The organism is Paraburkholderia sp. MPAMCS5, from assembly GCF_036016995.1.
Classification (GTDB): domain Bacteria; phylum Pseudomonadota; class Gammaproteobacteria; order Burkholderiales; family Burkholderiaceae; genus Paraburkholderia.
The window spans coordinates 1-18067 of the sequence record NZ_JAYXBK010000008.1 but is presented as its reverse complement, the minus strand read 5'-3'; the positions used below and the strand labels follow the sequence as shown (position 1 = coordinate 18067).

Genomic DNA, 18067 nt, shown 5'->3' with positions numbered 1-18067 from the left:
CCAGGCCGTGAGCCGAGTCCGTGGACCGGACTTTCTGCGCCGCTGAATCTTTCGGTTCGGCGGCGTTGCTAACGGCTTTCGCTTTGATACGAAACAATCAGTTTTTCCAGCGCGGCCCACGTAAGACGCACGGCATCCGGCAGATGCAGAAAACGCGCGTCGTGATGCAGGCCGAGCGTGAAGCTGTACAGTTCGAAGAGCATCAACTGCGGATCGGTATCGGCACGCAGATGCCCTTCTTCCACCGCCTGCGAAATCGCGCGCGTGAGCGCAGCACGCCACATCGTCACGCTCGACACCAGTTGCTCGCGCACCGGGTTGTCCGCGCGGTCGTCGTACTCGACGGCGCCGCTGATGTAGATGCACCCCGTCGTGACTTCCTGGATGCGCTTCTCGATCCAGCGGGAAATCATCGCGCGCAAACGTGGCAGGCCGCGAGGCTCGCGCACGCTCGGGAAAAACACCTCGTCTTCGAAACGACGGTGATATTCGCGCACGACTTCCACCTGCAGATCCTCGCGCGACCCGAAATGTGCAAACACACCGCTTTTGCTCATTTGCATGCGCTCGGCCAGGAGGCCAATCGTCAGACCTTCGAGTCCGTCGCGGCTTGCAAGATCCAGTGCTGCGTCGAGAATTGCGGCTCGCGTTTGTTCGCCTTTTCGCATAGCTTTTACCGTTCTAATGTGACCGAAAGAAAATCGAACGGCCGTACTATTATTGAGTGGCGCCGTCCGCGAAACAAGGACTTTATTAGAAACCGGTTTCTAACCTGATTTCAATTCTGGAGCATCCGACAATCAGAGAAATCTGATTTTTTAGAGGGGTTTGCCTTGAAGGCCGACATGATGCCGCAGAAGTGCCGCCCTGAAGAAGGGGCTTGACGCCGCGAGGCTGAGACGTGGCGAATTCCGCCGACGCAACCATTCAGTCATACCCGCCGACCGTCAGCAATTTCATGACCGCCCGGTAGGTCGTGTAGGCGAGCCAGTTGAGCAGCCGCTCGGCCGCCGGGCGCGCGTGGTAGCGCGCTTCGTCGATGCGCTGCGCGTCCTTGAAAGCCACGAGAATCGCTTGCCGCAGCGCGTCGATCGACGGGTCGTTCACCAGCACGACGTTGGCTTCGTTGTTGAGCATCAAGCTCAGCGCGTCGAGATTCGACGAGCCGACCGTCGCCCAGTTCGAGTCGACCACCGCGACCTTGCCGTGCAGCAGGGTTTTCTCGTACTCCGCGATCTGCACGCCGGCTCTCAGCAGCGCGCGATACAGGAACGGCACCGCATAATCGAGCGCCTTGAACTCCTTGCGCCCGACGATCAGCTTCACCGTCACGCCGCGCCGCGCCGCATACACGAGCGCGCGCCGCAGCTTGCGGCCGGGCATGAAGTACGGATTCGCCAGCAGCACCTCGCTGCGCGACTGGCCGATCGCGGTCAGATAAGCCTTTTCGATCGCGCGCCGATTGATCAGGTTGTCGCGCGCGACGAACGCCACGCACGGCTCGCCGCCCGCCCACAACGCTTCGTTGCGGCGCCGGCGGCGGCGGCGCAAGGTGCCGAGCGACGCGGTCCTATCCGGGCTGAGATCGGGTTCCAGCAAGTCCAGCGGCCGATGCCCGACGCGAATCCGCCGCCATTGCACCTCGAAGGCCTGGCGGACGTCGTTGACCACCGGGCCATGCAGTTCGACCGCGAAATCCCAGCGCCGGAAGGGCAGCGTTTCGCCGTTGTTCTCGTAATCGTCGACGATGTTGATGCCGCCGCAGTACGCGAACTGGTCGTCGATCACGGCGAGCTTGCGGTGCGTGCGCGAAAACCCGAAGCGCCCGAAGATATGCGGGTTGTAAATGCGATGCTCGATGCGCGCGTTCGCCCACTCGTCGAACATGGGCAGACGCGCGGTGCCGATGCCGTCGGTAATCACACGCACGCGCACGCCGCGCGCCGCCGCGCGCAGCAGCGCCGCGCCGACCGTCTGCCCGGCCTCGTCGTAGCAAAAGATATAGGTTTCGAGAACGACGTCGCGCTGCGCGGCATCGACACGCTCGATGAGCGCGCTGAAGAATTCACCGCCGGAGCGCAGCAGCTTGATGTCGTTGCCGCTCGTGAAGCGGTAGCGCTGCCAATAGCGGCGGCCGAGCAGCGATTGCCGCAGACGGGCGAAACGGCGCGCGCCGCCGACGCTCATCGGCGAAACTCCGGCCGCTCGCGCAGCCTCGTGGGCAATTGCAGGATCGCATCCGCATTCGACGACGAGAAGCAGCGCGACGCCGCCGCTTCATACGGCAGCCACAGAAACGCCGTGTGCTCGCGCGGCGCGAGCGTCACTTCGAGCTGCTCGGGCACTTGCACGCTGAACCAATGCTCGGTGTTGTGGATGACGCCTTCGGCATAGCGATGCAGGAAGCGCGGATAGATCTCGTATTCGATCGAATAGCGCCAATCGAACAATGCGCTGAGCGGCACCTGCGCGCTGCCGACCACAATGCCCGTTTCTTCGGCCACTTCACGCGCCGCCGTTTCGGCGAGCGGCTCGTCGAGGTGATCTTTGGAACCCGTCACCGATTGCCAGAACCCCGGCGTGTCGGCGCGTTCGATTAACAGCACATCGAGCGCGGGCGTATGAATGACGACGAGTACGGACTGCGGGATTTTCGGCGGTTTCGGCATGGCTTGAAAACGGGGCGCTACGCTTGCGCGATACAGGTCGGCGAGTGACCGATGAGCGGTCGAAAGCTGCTGCATCGACTGTAACGCAAAAAACGAAAAAGGCGCCGGGAGTTTCCTCCTGCGCCTTTTCCGTGTGCTTCCACTGTCGTTTTCAGACAGCATTCATTCGATTCAAGCGGATCGCCTCAAGCCATTACGCCTTCGGTTCCGGCGTGCGCAGACGGATGTGCAGCTCGCGCAACTGGCGCTCGTCCACTTCGCTCGGCGCCTGCGTGAGCAGACACTGCGCGCGTTGCGTCTTCGGGAACGCGATCACGTCGCGGATCGAGTCGGCGCCGGCCATCATCGTGACGATGCGGTCGAGACCAAACGCGATACCGCCGTGCGGCGGCGCGCCGTACTGCAACGCGTCGAGCAGGAAGCCGAACTTGGCTTGCGCTTCTTCCGCGTTGATCTTCAGCGCGCGGAACACCTTGCTCTGCACTTCTTCGCGATGGATACGCACCGAGCCGCCGCCGATTTCCCAGCCGTTCAGCACCATGTCGTATGCCTTCGCGAGGCAGCGCGCCGGGTCCGTTTCGAGATACTCCAGGTGCTCGTCCTTCGGGCTCGTGAACGGGTGATGCGCGGCCACGTAGCGGTTGTCTTCCTCGTCGTATTCGAACATCGGGAAGTCGACCACCCAAAGCGGCTTCCAGCCCGACTCGACAAGACCGTTGGCCTTGCCGAATTCCGAATGACCGATCTTCAGACGCAGTGCGCCCAGGCTGTCGTTCACGACTTTCGCGCGATCCGCCGCGAAGAAAATGATGTCGCCGTCTTGTGCGCCGGTGCGCTCGATGATCGCCTTGACCGCTTCGTCGTGCAGGTTCTTGACGATCGGGCTTTGCAGACCGTCACGGCCCTTCGCCACTTCATTGACCTTGATCCACGCGAGGCCCTTCGCGCCGTAGATGCGCACGAATTCCGTGTAGCTGTCGATGTCGCCACGCGAAAGCTCGCCGCCCTTCGGCACGCGGATCGCCGCGACGCGGCCGTCTTTCGTGTTGGCCGGCGCGCTGAACACCTTGAAATCGACGTCTTTGACGGCGTCGGTCAGATCGGTGAATTCGAGCTTCACGCGCAGGTCCGGCTTGTCCGAACCGAAACGGCGCATGGCTTCCGAATACTCCATGACCGGGAATTTCTCGTCCAGCTCGACGCCGATCGTCTCCTTGAAGACGTGACGGATCATGGCTTCGAACAGATCGCGGATTTCCTGTTCCGACAGGAACGAGGTTTCGCAGTCGATCTGGGTGAATTCCGGCTGACGGTCGGCGCGCAGGTCTTCGTCGCGGAAACACTTGACGATCTGGTAGTAGCGATCGAAGTTCGCCACCATCAGAAGCTGCTTGAAGAGCTGCGGCGACTGCGGCAGCGCGAAAAACTGACCGGGGTTCGTACGCGACGGCACGAGATAGTCGCGCGCGCCTTCCGGCGTGCTCTTGGTGAGCATCGGCGTTTCGATGTCGATAAAGCCTTGCGCGTCCAGATACTTGCGCACTTCGATCGCGACGCGATAGCGCAAGCGCAGGTTGTGCTGCATCTGCGGGCGGCGCAGATCGAGCACGCGATGCGTGAGGCGCGTGGTTTCCGAGAGGTTGTCGTCGTCGAGATGGAACGGCGGCGTGACCGACGCGTTCAGCACGACCAGCTCGTGGCACAGCACTTCGATCTTGCCGCTCTTCAGCGCGGCGTTCGTCGTGCCTTCCGGGCGGCTGCGCACCACGCCCTTGATTTGCAGACAGAATTCGTTGCGCACGCCTTCGGCGGCCTTGAACATCTCCGCGCGATCCGGGTCGCAGACGACCTGCACGAGGCCTTCGCGGTCACGCAGGTCGATGAAGATAACGCCGCCATGGTCGCGGCGGCGGCTTACCCAGCCGCACAGCGAGACGGATTGGCCCAGCAGTTCTTCGGTCACCAGACCGCAATATTCAGATCTCATCGACATGATGTTTGACTTTCGTTTTGCATTGGTTGAACGGCGCGCGGCAGTTGTCACTGCGTGAAACCTTGCGCACCGGCATTACAGCGGAGGCTCGACTGCCGTGCGGCGCACCGGCGCCGGGGGCGCGGACGGCGCCACGACGCCCATCGAGACGATGTACTTGAGCGCGGCGTCGACCGTCATGTCGAGTTCGACCACTTCGCTCTTGGGCACCATCAGGAAGAAGCCGGACGTTGGGTTCGGCGTAGTCGGCACATACACGCTGACGTGATCTTCTTTCAGGTGATTGATCACGTCGCCGCCCGGAATGCCGGTCAGAAACGCAATCGTATAGCAGCCGCGGCGCGGGTATTCGATCAGCAGCGCCTTGCGGAATGCGTTGCCGCTACTCGACAGCAAGGTGTCGGACACTTGCTTGACGCTCGTGTAGATCGGGCCGACCACGGGAATATGGGCGACCACGACTTCCCACCATTTCACGAGCTTCTGGCCCACGAAGTTCTGGGTCAACAGGCCAACGACAAAGACGAACGCCAGCGTCAGCACCGCGCCGATGCCCGGCAGGCGGAACCCGAACAGGCGCTCGGGCTGCCATGAGCGCGGCAGCAGCAACAGCGTCTGATCCATTGTGCCGATGATGAGACCGAGCACCCACAGCGTGATGGCCAAAGGCACCAGCACCAGGAGGCCAGTCAGGAACACCGATTTGAGCGTCGTTTTTTTCGTCGTCATGTGTACCGCCAGAAGGCCGCGCGGCCGAAGCGACGCGCGGCGTGTACGCCGCCCGCGTGGGCGACAGTGCTACTAGACGCCGCCGGAACCGCTCGGGGCTGCCGCAGGCGCCGGCGTCGCCGCAGGCGTGGCCGGCGCGGCCGCTGCGCTGCTGGCCGTGTCGGATTTTGCGACGCCGTTGCCGGCCGCCGAGGCATTGTCACCCGAACCCGCGTTGGAGCCGCCGTTCGGGCCGCCGTTGGCCGGCGCGGTGGCGCTGCCATTGCCGTTATTGCCATTGTTGCCGCCGCGGAAGTCGGTGACGTACCAGCCCGAGCCTTTCAGCTGAAAGCCAGCGGCGGTGAGTTGTTTCCTGAAGGTGTCATTCCCGCACTCGGGACATTGCGTCAACTGGGCGTCGCTCATCTTCTGAAGCACGTCCTTCCCGAAGCCGCATGACTCGCAACGATAAGCGTAAATCGGCATGACCTTTTTCCCTACTGAAATCTGGTAAACGCTTGCAAAGCCTTGAATTATAGCCGCAAACGGCAACACGCCCCCGCATTTTGGGGATAAGCGCCCGGCGCGGCCGCCATCGCGTCAAATCAGGGCTGCCGCAGGCAAAATCAAGGGCCGCGCGGGCGTGCGCCGCGGCAGGCTTCCGATCCGGCGCGGCCGCGAGCGGCGGCGCTCAGGCGCGGCGGCGCCAGGTGAGCCAGCGCTCACGCCCGGCAAAGACCGGAATCGAGTCGCTCACCGGCTCGTCTTCGATCAAATCGAAAGACGGCGTGAACAGCGCCTCGAGTTCCGCGCGCTCCATGCCGAACGGCGGACCTTTCTGCGTCGCGCCGATAAAAAAGAACCCCGCGAGCAGCGCGCCCTCCGGCAATAGCTGCGCCATTCGCTGCGCATAATCGGCGCGGCGCGTCGGCGGCAATGCGCAAAGAAACGCGCGTTCGTAGATCCACGCAGGCGTAAAGGGCGGCTCGTAAGTGAAAAAATCCGCCTCTTCGACAAGTTGCGCCTGCTGCTCGCCCAGTTGCGCGCGCGCCACGGCCACGGCAGCGTGCGAAAAATCGATCGCCCGAACCGGGCTGCCATGCGCGGCGAGCCATGTGGCCTCATGCGCGCTGCCGCAGCCTGGAATCAACACAGCCTCGCCGACGTGACGGCCCGCAAACGACTGGAACGCCGACGGCACGCCCGCCTGATCCCACGGCGTGAAATGACGCTCGAAACGCTCGTCCCAGAACGCGGCCGAGTTCGGATCGCGGTTCTCGAAATCGGGTACCGGAGTTTGAGTGGGATCGCTCATCGCATACCTCGTATTCGGATCACGCGGATCACGCGCCGTAAGCCAGCGCGAGGAACATCCGCGCCAGCGCCGCGCCGACACCGACCGCCACGCCGAACAGCAACAAGCCTTGCAGCAGACGGTTGGTGCGTTTCTGTTCGAGCAGTATCCGCCGGATCATGTCGTCGTTGCCGACGCGCCCATGGTCGTGCCGCTCGGCCAGCACATGATGAATCAGGCGCGGCAACTGCGGCAGCGTCTTGCTCCACTGCGGCGCTTCGATCTTCAGGCGCTCGTACCAGCCGCGCAAGCCGATCTGCTCGTTCATCCAGCGCTCGAGATAAGGCTTCGCGGTCTTCCACAAGTCCAGTTCCGGATCGAGCGAGCGGCCGAGCCCTTCCACATTGAGCATGGTTTTTTGCAGCAGCACGAGTTGCGGCTGAATCTCGACGTTGAAGCGGCGCGACGTCGAAAAAAGGCGCATCAGCACCTGACCGAGCGAGATGTCCTTCAGCGCGCGGTCGAAATACGGCTCGCACACCGCGCGAATCGCGCTTTCGAGTTCCTCGACGCGCGTGGTGGGCGGCACCCAGCCCGACTCCAGATGCAGCGTGGCCACGCGATGGTAGTCGCGCTTGAAAAACGCCAGGAAATTCTGCGCGAGGTAGTTTTTGTCGAAGTCCGACAGCGCGCCGATGATGCCGAAGTCCAAAGCGATATAGCGGCCGAAATGCATCGGATCGAGGCTTACCTGGATGTTGCCCGGATGCATGTCGGCGTGGAAAAAGCCGTCGCGAAACACCTGCGTGAAGAAGATTTCGACGCCTTCGCGCGCGAGCTTCGGAATATCCACGCCTGCCGCGCGCAGCGTGTCCACCTGACTGATCGGCACGCCGACCATGCGCTCCATGACGAGCACCGTGGGCGTGCAGAACTCCCAGTACATTTCCGGCACGAGCAGCAGGTCGAGCCCGGCAAAGTTGCGGCGCAACTGGCTGCCGTTGGCCGCCTCGCGCATCAGGTCGAGTTCGTCGTGCAGATATTTGTCGAATTCGGCGACCACCTCGCGCGGCTTCAGGCGCTTGCCGTCCGCCCACAAGCGCTCGGCCCAGACGGCCAGATCGCGCAGCAACGCGAGGTCCGAATCGATCACGGGCAGCATGTTCGGACGCAGCACCTTCACGGCGACGGCCTTGCCCGCATGCTGCCCCGCCTTGACCGTGGCGAAGTGGACCTGCGCAATCGACGCGCTCGCCACCGGCACGCGTTCGAAGTCGTCGAAGAGAACGTCGACCGGCGCGCCGAGCGACTTCTCGACGAGCCCGATCGCCACCTCGGAGTCGAACGGCGGCACCTGATCCTGGAGCTTCGCGAGTTCGTTCGCAATATCGACCGGCAACAGGTCGCGCCGCGTGGACAGCACCTGCCCGAATTTGACGAAGATCGGCCCGAGGCTTTCCAACGCGAGCCGCAAACGCACGCCGGGCGGCGCGTCGAACTTCCGGCCGATGGTGGTGATACGCAGCAGCAGACGCACGCGCCGGTCGTTGACGCGGCCGAGCATCATCTCGTCAAGACCGAAACGGATAACCGTGAAGAAAATCTTGAGGAAACGCAGAAAACGCATAGTTGTGCCCAGTGACTAGCGCGTGCCGCGCAACGTGGCGGCGGCGCCCGACGTACCCACGCCACGGGCTTCGGCCTTCTGTTCGAGACGCTGGATGCGTTTTTCCACGCGCGCCAGGGCGTCGCGTGCGCGCGCGAGTTCGGCGTTGAAGTCTTCGAGCGCGCTGCGGCGCACGAGTTGGGGATTCTCGTCGAGCAGATATTCGGCGGCCGTGTCGAGCAGATTGCGCCCAGTGCGCTGCACGTGTTCGCCGACCGTGCGCACGATCGACGCGACGCGCCACGCGGGACCGTCGCCGATCAGCTTCGCCAGATCCTCTTCCGGCTCCCAGCGCAGATGCTCGGCAAGCTTCGCGATGACCGTGGCGAACTCCGCATCGCCCTCGATCTTCACGTGCTTCATGACGGCCGCCTGGCCGCCCTGCACGAAAGCGGGCAACGCGTCGGACGGCACGGAAATGGTCACGTCGAACTGCTGCGCGTCACTTTCGCCGACCGTGCCGAGATAGCCGTCCGGCTGCACCAGCAGCGTCAACACGACCGGCGGCGACGCCAGCCTGGCGGTCTTGCCCGCATACGGGGCGAGGCGCTCACGAGCCCACGATTCGCGGGCGAGCAGATGATTGACAGCAGCAGCGAAGGGCTTGGCGGCGAGGGTCATTGAAAGTGGCAAGAAAAAACCCGTGCGAGCGAGTGCTTGCGCGGGTTCCTATTGTAACGTCCGTTCGCTTCGCGGCCTGCTCAGCCGAACGGCTAACGTTGCACACTCATTCGGGACGGATGGCGCTGCGTCCTTCCACGTCTCAGTGCTGCGCGAGTTGCTGGATGCCGGCCAGCAACCAGCCCTCGCCGGCGCGATTCGCTTTGGACAGGTTCCACACTTCGGCGAACGGCTCGGCCGCCGCGCCCGGCGCCTCGCGGATCAGGCCGGAAAAGCGAACGCTCGCGAAGTATTCGCTCGCGCGTTCCTCGACGCCCAGCAGGTCGGCGTTCAACTGCACCACGTCTGTTTGATTCGTTTCGGCGCCGCGCGAAGCCAGATCGACGCGAACCTCGGCGAACATTTCCGGCGTGGTGAATTCGCGGATGTCCTCGATATTGCCCACGTCCCACGCAGCTTGCAGACGCACGAAGTACACCTTGGCGTTGCGCAGGAACGCTTCGGAATCGAAGCCCGCCGGCACGCTTGGCGTGATGTTGACCGACGGCGTGGCGAGCGGGTTGCCCTGCGGTTCGGGATAGGAGCCGGCGGGCGGCGGCGTATAGCGCGGCTCCTGCGTGTAGCCGGTAGCGCCCGAATTGAGCGACGGCGACTGGCCCGCGTAAGCCGGTTGCGACGCATCGCGCTTGCGGCCCATGAAGCGGCGGATCAGCCAGATGCCGATCATGGCAAGGACCGCGATCACGATGATGTTGGCCATGGCGCCCGCGAACGCGCCGCCCAGTCCGAAGTGCGACAGCAACGCGGCGATACCGAGACCGGCCGCCAGACCGGCGATCGGCCCGAGCCAGCGCGAGCGGTTAGGCTGTGCGGCCGGAGTCGGCGCGGGGGCCGGCGCCGGTTGCGCGCGCTGCTGCATGGCCTGATTGCTTTGCGAAGGTTGGTACGGCGTCGCTTGATGCTGCTGCTGAACGGTGTTCGACTGACGGCCGATACTACGGCCACCGCCCATGCGGCGAGCTTCCGCATCGAGCGAGGCGACGGAGCCGGCCATGATCAGACCGACCATCGCGATCAGTCCGATTCTTCTCACCAGCGACCGCCTAACCTTACGGGGAGATAACAACGCTGAATCGGACATTTTGGCACTTTCCTTTAAGAAACGATGGGTTAGGAACCCTAGTATTTGGTCCCCACATGTAAAGCTACCACGCCAGCTGACAAATTGTAATATTTGACGCCATCAAGGCCAGCTTGTTCCATCATTGTTTTTAAAGTTTCCTGGTCCGGATGCATCCGGATCGATTCCGCCAGGTAGCGGTAGCTGTCGGCGTCTTTCGCAAAGCGCTCGCCAAGCCACGGCAGCACCTTGAACGAATAGACGTCGTACGCTTTTTTCAGCGGGTCCCACACCTTCGAGAATTCCAGCACCAGCAGACGCCCCGCCGGTTTCAGCACGCGACGCATTTCCGCCAGCGCGACGTCCTTATGCGTCATGTTGCGCAAGCCGAATGCCACGGTTACGACGTCGAAGTAATTGTCCGGAAAGGGAATTTTCTCGGCGTCGCAGAGCAGCGCCGGGGTGATGACACCCTTGTCGAGCAGACGGTCGCGGCCCACGCGCAGCATCGATTCGTTGATGTCCGTATGCCAGACCTCGCCGGTTTCGCCCGCCTGTTTCGCGAATGCCTTTGACAGATCGCCCGTGCCGCCCGCGATGTCGAGCACTTTATAGCCCGGCCGCACGTTGGCCTGGGCGATCGTGAACATCTTCCACGCCCGGTGCAACCCGCCCGACATCAGGTCGTTCATCAAGTCGTAGTTGGCGGCAACCGAGTGGAACACGCCCGCCACCTTCTGCGCCTTGTCCTGTTCGTCGACCGATTGAAAGCCGAAGTGGGTTTTGCTCATCGCGCTTGTCCTTTCCGCGTATTCTGAAATGTTGCGCCGCATCAGTGCGGCGGGTCAGGCGAATCGTATCAGTGACAGTGCCCATGCGCAGCGCCGGGCGACACCATCGGCGCATCGCGCTCGACGCCCGCCGCAGCCAGTTTGTCGAGATACGCGCGCCAGAGTTCATCCTGGCGCCGCGCCAGGTCGTAGAGCAGGTCCCACGAATAGATGCCGGTGGCGTGGCCGTCCGAGAAAGTCGGCTGGATCGCGTAATTGCCGACGCCTTCGAGCATCGTGATCGTGACGTCGCGCTTGCCGGTTTGCAGCGTTTCCTGGCCGGGCCCGTGGCCTTGCACTTCCGCCGACGGCGAATACACGCGCAGCAGCTCGAACGACAGCCGATACGATTCGCCGCTCGCGTACTGCAATTCGAGCACGCGCGACTTCGAATGCAGGACGATGCCGCTCGGCACCGGAGTCTCGGGAGTCAGTCCGCTCATGATGGCCTCATAGGAAGCGCCGCCGCGCTGGAACTCGCCCGTGTGGGCATGGCGCGCAGCGGCGGGTGTTTGCGCTCAGCTGGGAGCCTGTTCGATTTCATGCCGCACGGCTTCGCGCAGCAAGGTAGCTTGCGCGCGGCGCGACGACAGCATGGCTTCGGACACCGTGCGCTGGCGCGGCGCCCAGATGGGCAGCGGGAAGTGAGCGTCGTTCGAAAAACGCGGAATCACGTGCCAGTGCACATGCGGCACCTGATTGCCGAGGCTCGCGAGATTCACCTTGGCCGGTTGCATGACGCGCCGGATCGCGCGCTCGACCGCGTACACGGCGTGCATCACCCGATCGCGCTCGCCGGCGGCGAGATCGGAAAACTCGGCCACGTGCTGGTTCCAGATCACGCGGCAAAAGCCCGGGTAATCGTGTTCGTCGGCGAGGACAACACGCAAGGTGTCGTCCTGCCACAGCACGTCGCCGCCATCTTCACGGCAAAAAACGCAGTCCATCGTCGTCCTCAGGGAGAAATCGTCGGTCGTGCCATTAAACCAGCACGCGCTCGATTCCGCCATTGTTCGCCCGTTGCACGTAATCGACCATCCAGTCTTCTCCGAGTACGTGGCGCGCCATTTCGACGACGATGTAATCCGCCTCGATGCCCGCGTCTTCGTTGTAACGCGAGAGACCTTGCAGGCAGGACGGGCAGCTCGTGAGGATCTTCACGTCGGTCGCGCCCGCAGTGCCAGGATTGGGCTGCGGGCCGTCGCCGGCTTTCAGCACGGAGCCGCTGGGCGCGCCCGCCGCGCCCGCCGACGCATTGGCCGGATTGATCGCGTTCGCGCCCGCTTCGGCAACCAGCGGAATGCCGCGCAGCTTCGCGGCGCCCTTACGGATTTCCTCTTCCTTGCGGAAGCGCACCTGCGTCGATATATCCGGACGCGTGACCGCGAGCGTGCCCGACTCGCCGCAGCAGCGGTCGTTCTTCTCGATCTTGTAGCCGTCTTTCTCGGCGCCCATCAGCGAGTTGACGAGCTTGACCGGGTCCATGGTCTTGATCGGCGTGTGACACGGGTCGTGATACATGTAGCGCACGCCGTTCACGCCGTCGAGCTTCATGCCCTTTTCGAGCAGGAACTCGTGAATGTCGATGATCCGGCAGCCGGGGAAGATCTTGTCGAATTCATAACCGGCGAGCTGGTCGTAACACGTGCCGCACGACACCACCACCGTCTTGATGTCGAGGTAATTGAGCGTGTTCGCGACGCGGTGGAACAGCACGCGATTGTCCGTGACGATCTGCTCGGCCTTGTCGTACTGGCCCGAGCCGCGCTGCGGATAGCCGCAACACAGATAGCCCGGCGGCAATACCGTTTGCACGCCCGCTTCCCACAACATGGCCTGCGTCGCGAGGCCGACTTGCGAGAAGAGCCGCTCGGAGCCGCAACCGGGGAAATAGAACACCGCTTCCGTGTCGGCGGTGGTCGTCTTCGGATTGCGGATGATCGGGACAATCTTGTTGTCCTCGATATCGAGCAGCGCGCGCGCGGTTTTCTTCGGCAGATTGCCCGGCATCTTCTTGTTCATGAAGTGGATCACCTGCTGCGTGACCGGCGGCTTGCCGACCGTTGCCGGCGGGTGCGCCGTCTGCTTCTTCACGAGCTTCTTCAGCACGTCGTTGCCGAGTCGTTGCGCCTTGTAGCCGATGCCCATCATCGCGGTGCGCGCGAGGTTGATGGTCTGCGGGTTCGTCGCGTTGAGGAAGAACATGCCGGCCGCATTGCCCGGATTAAACTTCTTCTTGCCCATTTTGCGCAGCAGGTTGCGCATGTTCATGGTCACGTCGCCGAAGTCGATCTTCACCGGGCACGGCGTCACGCATTTGTGACAGACGGTGCAGTGATCAGCGACGTCGTTGAACTCGTCCCAGTGCTTGATCGACACGCCGCGGCGCGTCTGCTCTTCGTACAGGAACGCCTCGACCAGCAGCGACGTGGCGAGAATCTTGTTGCGCGGGCTGTACAGCAGGTTCGCGCGCGGCACGTGGGTCGCGCACACCGGCTTGCATTTGCCGCAGCGCAGGCAGTCCTTGATCGACTCAGAAATCGCGCCGATGTCGGACTGCTGCATGATCAGCGATTCATAGCCCATCAGGCCGAAGCTCGGCGTGTAGGCGTTGCGCAAGTCGGCGCCTTCGAGCAGCTTGCCCGCGTTGAAGCGGCCATGCGGATCGACGCGCTGCTTGTACGCGCGGAATTCGCCGATCTCGTCGTCGGTGAGGAATTCCAGCTTGGTGATGCCGATGCCGTGCTCGCCGGAGATCACGCCGTCGAGCGAACGCGCGAGCTTCATGATGCGCGCGACCGCGGTATGCGCGTCCTGCAGCATCTCGTAGTTGTCGGAGTTGACCGGCAGGTTCGTGTGCACGTTGCCGTCGCCCGCGTGCATGTGCAGCGCGACGAACACGCGGCCGCGCAGCACCTGCTTGTGGATCGCCTGCGCTTCGTCGAGGATCGGCTTGAATTCGCCGCCGTTGAAAATCTGCCGCAATTCCGCGCGGATTTCCTGCTTCCACGACACGCGGATCGTACGGTCCTGCGTGACATGGAACACGTTCGCGTCGGGCTGCGCGTCCACGCGGTCGGCGAATTTTTCGGCGAGCGCCTCGTAGCCGAGTCCGACCAGATAGTGCTGCGCCTCGCGCAACGACAGGTCGAGCTTGTCGCGCAGGAACTCCCAGCGCGTGCGCACGCGCTTGAGCAGATCGAGCGCCTGCTGCACGCGGTCTTCGAGCAGCTCCGCGCTCGGGATTTCATTGGCGTCGTCGCTCTTGCCGAGCGGCAGCTTGCCGCCCTTGAAGAACGCTTCGAGCGCGTCGACCAGTTGCAGCTTGTTCTTGATCGACAGCTCGATGTTGATGCGCTCGATGCCGTCCGTGTACTCGCCCATGCGGTCGAGCGGGATCACCACGTCTTCGTTGATCTTGAACGCGTTGGTGTGCTTTGCGATCGCGGCGGTGCGGCTGCGGTCGAGCCAGAAGCGCTTGCGCGCCTCGGCGCTGACCGCGACGAAGCCCTCGCCGCTCTTGCCGTTGGCCATGCGCACGACTTCCGACGTGGCCTGCGCGACCGCGTCCGCATCGTTGCCGACGATGTCGCCGATCAGCACCATCTTCGGAAACGCGTTGCGCTTGCTCTTGGTCGCGTAACCGACCGCGCGCAGATAGCGCTCGTCGAGGTGTTCGAGGCCGGCGAGAATCGCGCCGCCCTGCTTCGACGTTTCGAACAGGTAATCCTTGATTTCGACGATGCTCGGAATCGCCTCGCGCGCCTGGCCGAAGAATTCGAGGCACACCGTGCGCGTATGCGCGGGCATCTTGTGCAGCACCCAGCGCGCGGACGTGATGAGCCCGTCGCAGCCCTCTTTCTGCACGCCCGGCAGGCCGGCGAGGAATTTATCCGTGACGTCCTTGCCGAGGCCTTCCTTACGGAATACGCGGCCTTTGATGTCGAGCGACTCCGTGCGCAGGAGCTTCTCGCCCGGCGCGGAGTTGCCGTCAAACCATTTCAGCTCGAAACGCGCGACTTCGATGTCGTGAATCTTGCCGAGGTTGTGTTCCAGACGCGTGACTTCGAGCCAGTTCCCTTCCGGGTCGACCATGCGCCACCAGGCGAGGTTGTCGAGCGCCGTGCCCCACAGCACGGCCTTCTTGCCGCCCGCGTTCATCGCGACGTTGCCGCCGACACACGACGCGTCGAGCGAAGTGGGATCGACGGCGAACACGAAGCCCGCCTGCTCGGCGGCCTCGGTCACGCGGCGCGTGACCACGCCCGCGCCGGAGAAAATGGTCGGCACTTTACGATCGACACCCGGCAGTTCGGTCATTTCCACCGCGCCCAGCTGTTCGAGCTTTTCGGTGTTGATGACGGCCGAGAACGGCGTGAGCGGCACCGCGCCGCCCGTGTAGCCGGTGCCGCCGCCACGCGGAATCACGGTCAGCCCGAGTTCGAAACACGCCTTGATCATGCCGGCGATTTCGGCCTCGGTATCCGGCGTCAACACGACGAACGGATATTCCACGCGCCAGTCGGTCGCGTCGGTCACATGCGACACGCGGGACAAACCGTCGAACTTGATGTTGTCCTTTTCCGTGACGCGGCCCAGCACCTTGGTCGCGCGGCGGCGCAAATCGTAAGTTTTCTGGAACTCGCTTTCGAATTCGTCGACGGCGCGGCGCGCCGCCTGCACCAGCGTTTCGACGCGGGCGGCGCGGTCGACACCCGCTTCGTCGCCATGCTCGGTCAGATCGGCGCGGCGGCGCTTCTCGATTTCCGACAGACGGTGATGCAGCGCCTCGATCAGCATGGCGCGGCGCTTCGGGTTGTCGAGCAGGTCGTCCTGCAAATACGGATTGCGGCGCACCACCCAGATGTCGCCCAGCACTTCATAGAGCATGCGCGCCGAGCGGCCTGTGCGGCGCTCCGCGCGCAGTTCGGCGAGCGCCGCCCACGCGTCGTCGCCTAGCAGGCGGATGACGATCTCGCGGTCGGAAAACGACGTGTAGTTGTAGGGAATTTCGCGCAGGCGCGCTTCGGGATCGGCGGCCCCCGCAGCGGCGGCGCCGTGCGGATCGAAAACTTGAGGTGCGTTCATGTGTGGACGACTCGGTGGATCAGCCCGACGCGCTCATGGCGAGGCGCCGGCTGACGGTGCGCGTGGGGCGCAATGCTTGGAAATCTTCTTGGGGAGCGAAGCACCACCGACGGTCTGCCCACGTCGGTCGCTTCACGGCGCTCAGATACTGCTACACGATCGTGCGTGGCGAACGTGACGCTCCGCCGCGGGACACGACTCACGCGGGACAGGCATCAAGTGGGCGATCCGAGGCTGCCAGTGCATCTTCCGATCCTTATTCCAAAATGGAATTCTACCGCATCGGCCGTTGCGGCGTTGATGGCTGAATCGGAGCCGGGGCGGGATTTGCGGCGGCGCAGCATCGCCGGCGTCCGCGCCGCGCGCATTCGCGCCGATCATACGGATAACGCTCGTAAAAAAAGTCACCATGGCTCCGGAAATCAGACCATTGAAAGACATCGTGCTGCCCGGGATTGTCGCCGGCGTGCTTTCCACGGTGGCGCTCGGCGCCTGCGCGCGCCTTGCCGGCAAGCGTTCGGCCGCGCCGATCAGCGCCGTGAGCCACTGGGTCTGGCCGGAAGAAGTGAACCAGACGGCGCATCCGTGCGCGCGTCACATCGTGACGGGGCTCTCGATTCATCATCTGATGTCGCTCGGCTGGGCCGCCGTCAATGCGTACGCGCTGGCGGCCATCCAGGAAGCCGTGGCGCCGTGCCGCGATTCACGCGCGGAGCACCGACAACGCGTTGCGCTGGCGAGCGGCCTGACGCTCTTCGCCGCGTTCAGCGACTACGTGATCGTGCCGAAGCGCTTCACGCCGGGCTTCGAGTTTCATTTGCGGGTGCCGCAAATCGCCGTCGCCTATGTGGCTTTCGGCACGGGACTGGTGACGCCGTTCGTCGTGAAAGAGTGGTGCCGGCGGCGCCGGCGGTCGCGGCGCGGCACGCCGGATGCTGGTTGACTACGACGAAACCATAAGACGACCCAGCCATTGACGGAGGCGCAGCATGTCGGACCCCGAACTCGAAGACGCCGGGCATATCGAGCAGCAGCCGGTGCCCGGCCACACGGAAAACATTCCAGCCGACGGCTCCGACGCGCGGCCCGACGGGCAACGCCTCGAAGACGCCGCGCCCACCGCCAGCCCCGGCACGAAGCCCGGCACGCCGCCGGGCACGCAAAGCGAGGCCGAGCGCACGCGCTCGCCGGACTGAGCCGCTCACCTTCACCGCATCGACAAGGAATTCACCATGACAAGCGAACCTGACGAAACCGGCAAATCCGGCGAATCCAGCGAATCCGCCCGCCCGACGCCGCCGCGTCAAAACCCGAACGATCCGACCGCCGGCGACCGGCAACTGTCGGATGAGCAGAAACAGTCGGCGAAGAACGAACCCGCGCCGCCTCAACCTGGGCGCGGCGAGAATCTGCCCGACCCGAAGGAAGTCGGCGAAGCCGGCTGAACGCTGTCAAGGAGAATCGCGATGGTAAGCAAAGACCCCGCCGCGTCCGCGGCGCTTCAGGCCACGTTCAGGCTGTTCGCCCATGGCGATCGTGTCCTTGCGCAGAACATCGACGGCAAGCTGATCGACCTCGGCGCGCTCGAAACCAAAGGCGACCGGCACGCGGTTCGGCTCGACGTCGATCCGCTCGATCTGCAACCGTCGCACTCCGTCGAAGCGGCGCTGCGAGCCGTCGCGTCGCAGTTGACCTTCGATTATCTCGACGGACTGTTCACGAGCGAGCGCCCCGTCGAATTTCATGGCCAGTTGAATGCACTGCCGCATGTCGAATGGCGGCTCGACGAGCCGCTGCCGCGCGAACTCACCGACGGCCGGCCGCCGCATATTTTCTAGCCCGCGCGCCCGGGCCGCGCGTGGCCCGAGATTCCGAAGGCCAGCGCGGCCATGGTTGGCGCTATCATTGACGGTTTCCGCCTTCCATCGCGCATCGCGCCACTCGCATGGCTTCCCACGACTACCTGAAGAAAACCCTCACCGCGCGCGTCTACGATGTGGCCCGCGAGACCGAGCTTGAGCACGCGCCGCATCTGTCGGCGCGTCTGCGCAATCCGGTTTATCTGAAGCGCGAGGACA

General features: G+C 63.8%; 18 protein-coding genes. 4 read left to right on the top strand and 14 right to left on the bottom strand.

Annotated elements, in window-relative coordinates:
• Positions 1-68 precede the first annotated feature (68 nt).
• The 14 genes from VOM14_RS19215 to VOM14_RS19150 form a co-directional block, all read right to left on the bottom strand.
• Positions 69-668, bottom strand: coding sequence for a TetR/AcrR family transcriptional regulator (locus tag VOM14_RS19215; RefSeq protein ID WP_327630326.1), 600 nt, complete (start codon positions 666-668; stop codon positions 69-71).
• 259 nt (positions 669-927) lie between these two features.
• Positions 928-2187, bottom strand: coding sequence for a cardiolipin synthase ClsB (gene clsB / locus VOM14_RS19210; protein ID WP_327630325.1), 1260 nt, complete (start codon positions 2185-2187; stop codon positions 928-930).
• Positions 2184-2669 carry a dihydroneopterin triphosphate diphosphatase gene (nudB, locus tag VOM14_RS19205; RefSeq protein ID WP_327630324.1) on the bottom strand — a complete coding sequence of 162 codons (486 nt, stop codon included), beginning with the start codon at positions 2667-2669 and terminating at the stop codon, positions 2184-2186. The genes clsB and nudB overlap by 4 nt, the downstream gene beginning before the upstream one ends.
• A gap of 193 nt (positions 2670-2862) precedes the next feature.
• Entirely contained in the window at positions 2863-4662 is a 1800-nt protein-coding gene (aspS, locus tag VOM14_RS19200; RefSeq protein WP_327630323.1) for an aspartate--tRNA ligase, read from the bottom strand.
• 75 nt (positions 4663-4737) lie between these two features.
• Complete coding sequence (locus VOM14_RS19195; RefSeq protein WP_327630322.1) at positions 4738-5391, bottom strand: DUF502 domain-containing protein; 654 nt, start codon at positions 5389-5391, stop codon at positions 4738-4740.
• A 72-nt stretch (positions 5392-5463) separates the two neighbouring features.
• The gene (locus tag VOM14_RS19190) at positions 5464-5856 is read right to left on the bottom strand and encodes an FmdB family zinc ribbon protein (RefSeq protein WP_327630529.1); all 393 of its coding nucleotides are present in this window, start codon (positions 5854-5856) and stop codon (positions 5464-5466) included.
• A gap of 205 nt (positions 5857-6061) precedes the next feature.
• Complete coding sequence (locus VOM14_RS19185; RefSeq protein WP_327630321.1) at positions 6062-6685, bottom strand: methyltransferase domain-containing protein; 624 nt, start codon at positions 6683-6685, stop codon at positions 6062-6064.
• 28 nt (positions 6686-6713) lie between these two features.
• Complete coding sequence (ubiB, locus tag VOM14_RS19180; RefSeq protein WP_327630320.1) at positions 6714-8291, bottom strand: ubiquinone biosynthesis regulatory protein kinase UbiB; 1578 nt, start codon at positions 8289-8291, stop codon at positions 6714-6716.
• Between the two features lie 15 nt (positions 8292-8306).
• Positions 8307-8951, bottom strand: coding sequence for a ubiquinone biosynthesis accessory factor UbiJ (locus tag VOM14_RS19175; protein WP_327630319.1), 645 nt, complete (start codon positions 8949-8951; stop codon positions 8307-8309).
• A gap of 142 nt (positions 8952-9093) precedes the next feature.
• On the bottom strand, positions 9094-10092 hold the full coding sequence (locus VOM14_RS19170; RefSeq protein WP_327630318.1) for a Tim44 domain-containing protein: 999 nt from the start codon (positions 10090-10092) through the stop codon (positions 9094-9096).
• Positions 10093-10130: 38 nt separating this feature from the next.
• Positions 10131-10862, bottom strand: a complete 732-nt coding sequence (ubiE, locus tag VOM14_RS19165; protein WP_327630528.1) for a bifunctional demethylmenaquinone methyltransferase/2-methoxy-6-polyprenyl-1,4-benzoquinol methylase UbiE — start codon at positions 10860-10862, stop codon at positions 10131-10133.
• Between the two features lie 68 nt (positions 10863-10930).
• Complete coding sequence (locus tag VOM14_RS19160) at positions 10931-11344, bottom strand: DUF971 domain-containing protein (RefSeq protein ID WP_327630317.1); 414 nt, start codon at positions 11342-11344, stop codon at positions 10931-10933.
• Between the two features lie 75 nt (positions 11345-11419).
• Entirely contained in the window at positions 11420-11848 is a 429-nt protein-coding gene (locus VOM14_RS19155; RefSeq protein ID WP_327630316.1) for an HIT family protein, read from the bottom strand.
• A gap of 34 nt (positions 11849-11882) precedes the next feature.
• A complete protein-coding gene (locus VOM14_RS19150) occupies positions 11883-15989 on the bottom strand; it encodes an FAD/FMN-binding oxidoreductase (RefSeq protein WP_327630315.1) in 4107 nt (1368 codons plus the stop codon).
• Positions 15990-16398: 409 nt separating this feature from the next.
• Between VOM14_RS19150 and VOM14_RS19145 the strand changes: the two genes are divergently transcribed.
• From VOM14_RS19145 to VOM14_RS19130, 4 genes are read left to right on the top strand one after another with little or no spacing between them, the layout of a single operon-like run.
• Positions 16399-16932 (top strand): hypothetical protein, encoded by a 534-nt coding sequence (locus tag VOM14_RS19145; protein ID WP_327630314.1) that lies wholly within the window; start codon positions 16399-16401, stop codon positions 16930-16932.
• Positions 16933-16978: 46 nt separating this feature from the next.
• Positions 16979-17185, top strand: a complete 207-nt coding sequence (locus tag VOM14_RS19140; protein ID WP_327630313.1) for an MARCKS-like protein — start codon at positions 16979-16981, stop codon at positions 17183-17185.
• Positions 17186-17221: 36 nt separating this feature from the next.
• Positions 17222-17434: a hypothetical protein gene (locus tag VOM14_RS19135; RefSeq protein ID WP_327630312.1), complete on the top strand. Its 213-nt coding sequence runs from the start codon at positions 17222-17224 to the stop codon at positions 17432-17434.
• A gap of 21 nt (positions 17435-17455) precedes the next feature.
• Positions 17456-17827, top strand: coding sequence for a hypothetical protein (locus VOM14_RS19130; RefSeq protein WP_327630311.1), 372 nt, complete (start codon positions 17456-17458; stop codon positions 17825-17827).
• The last annotated feature ends 240 nt before the right edge of the window (positions 17828-18067 follow it).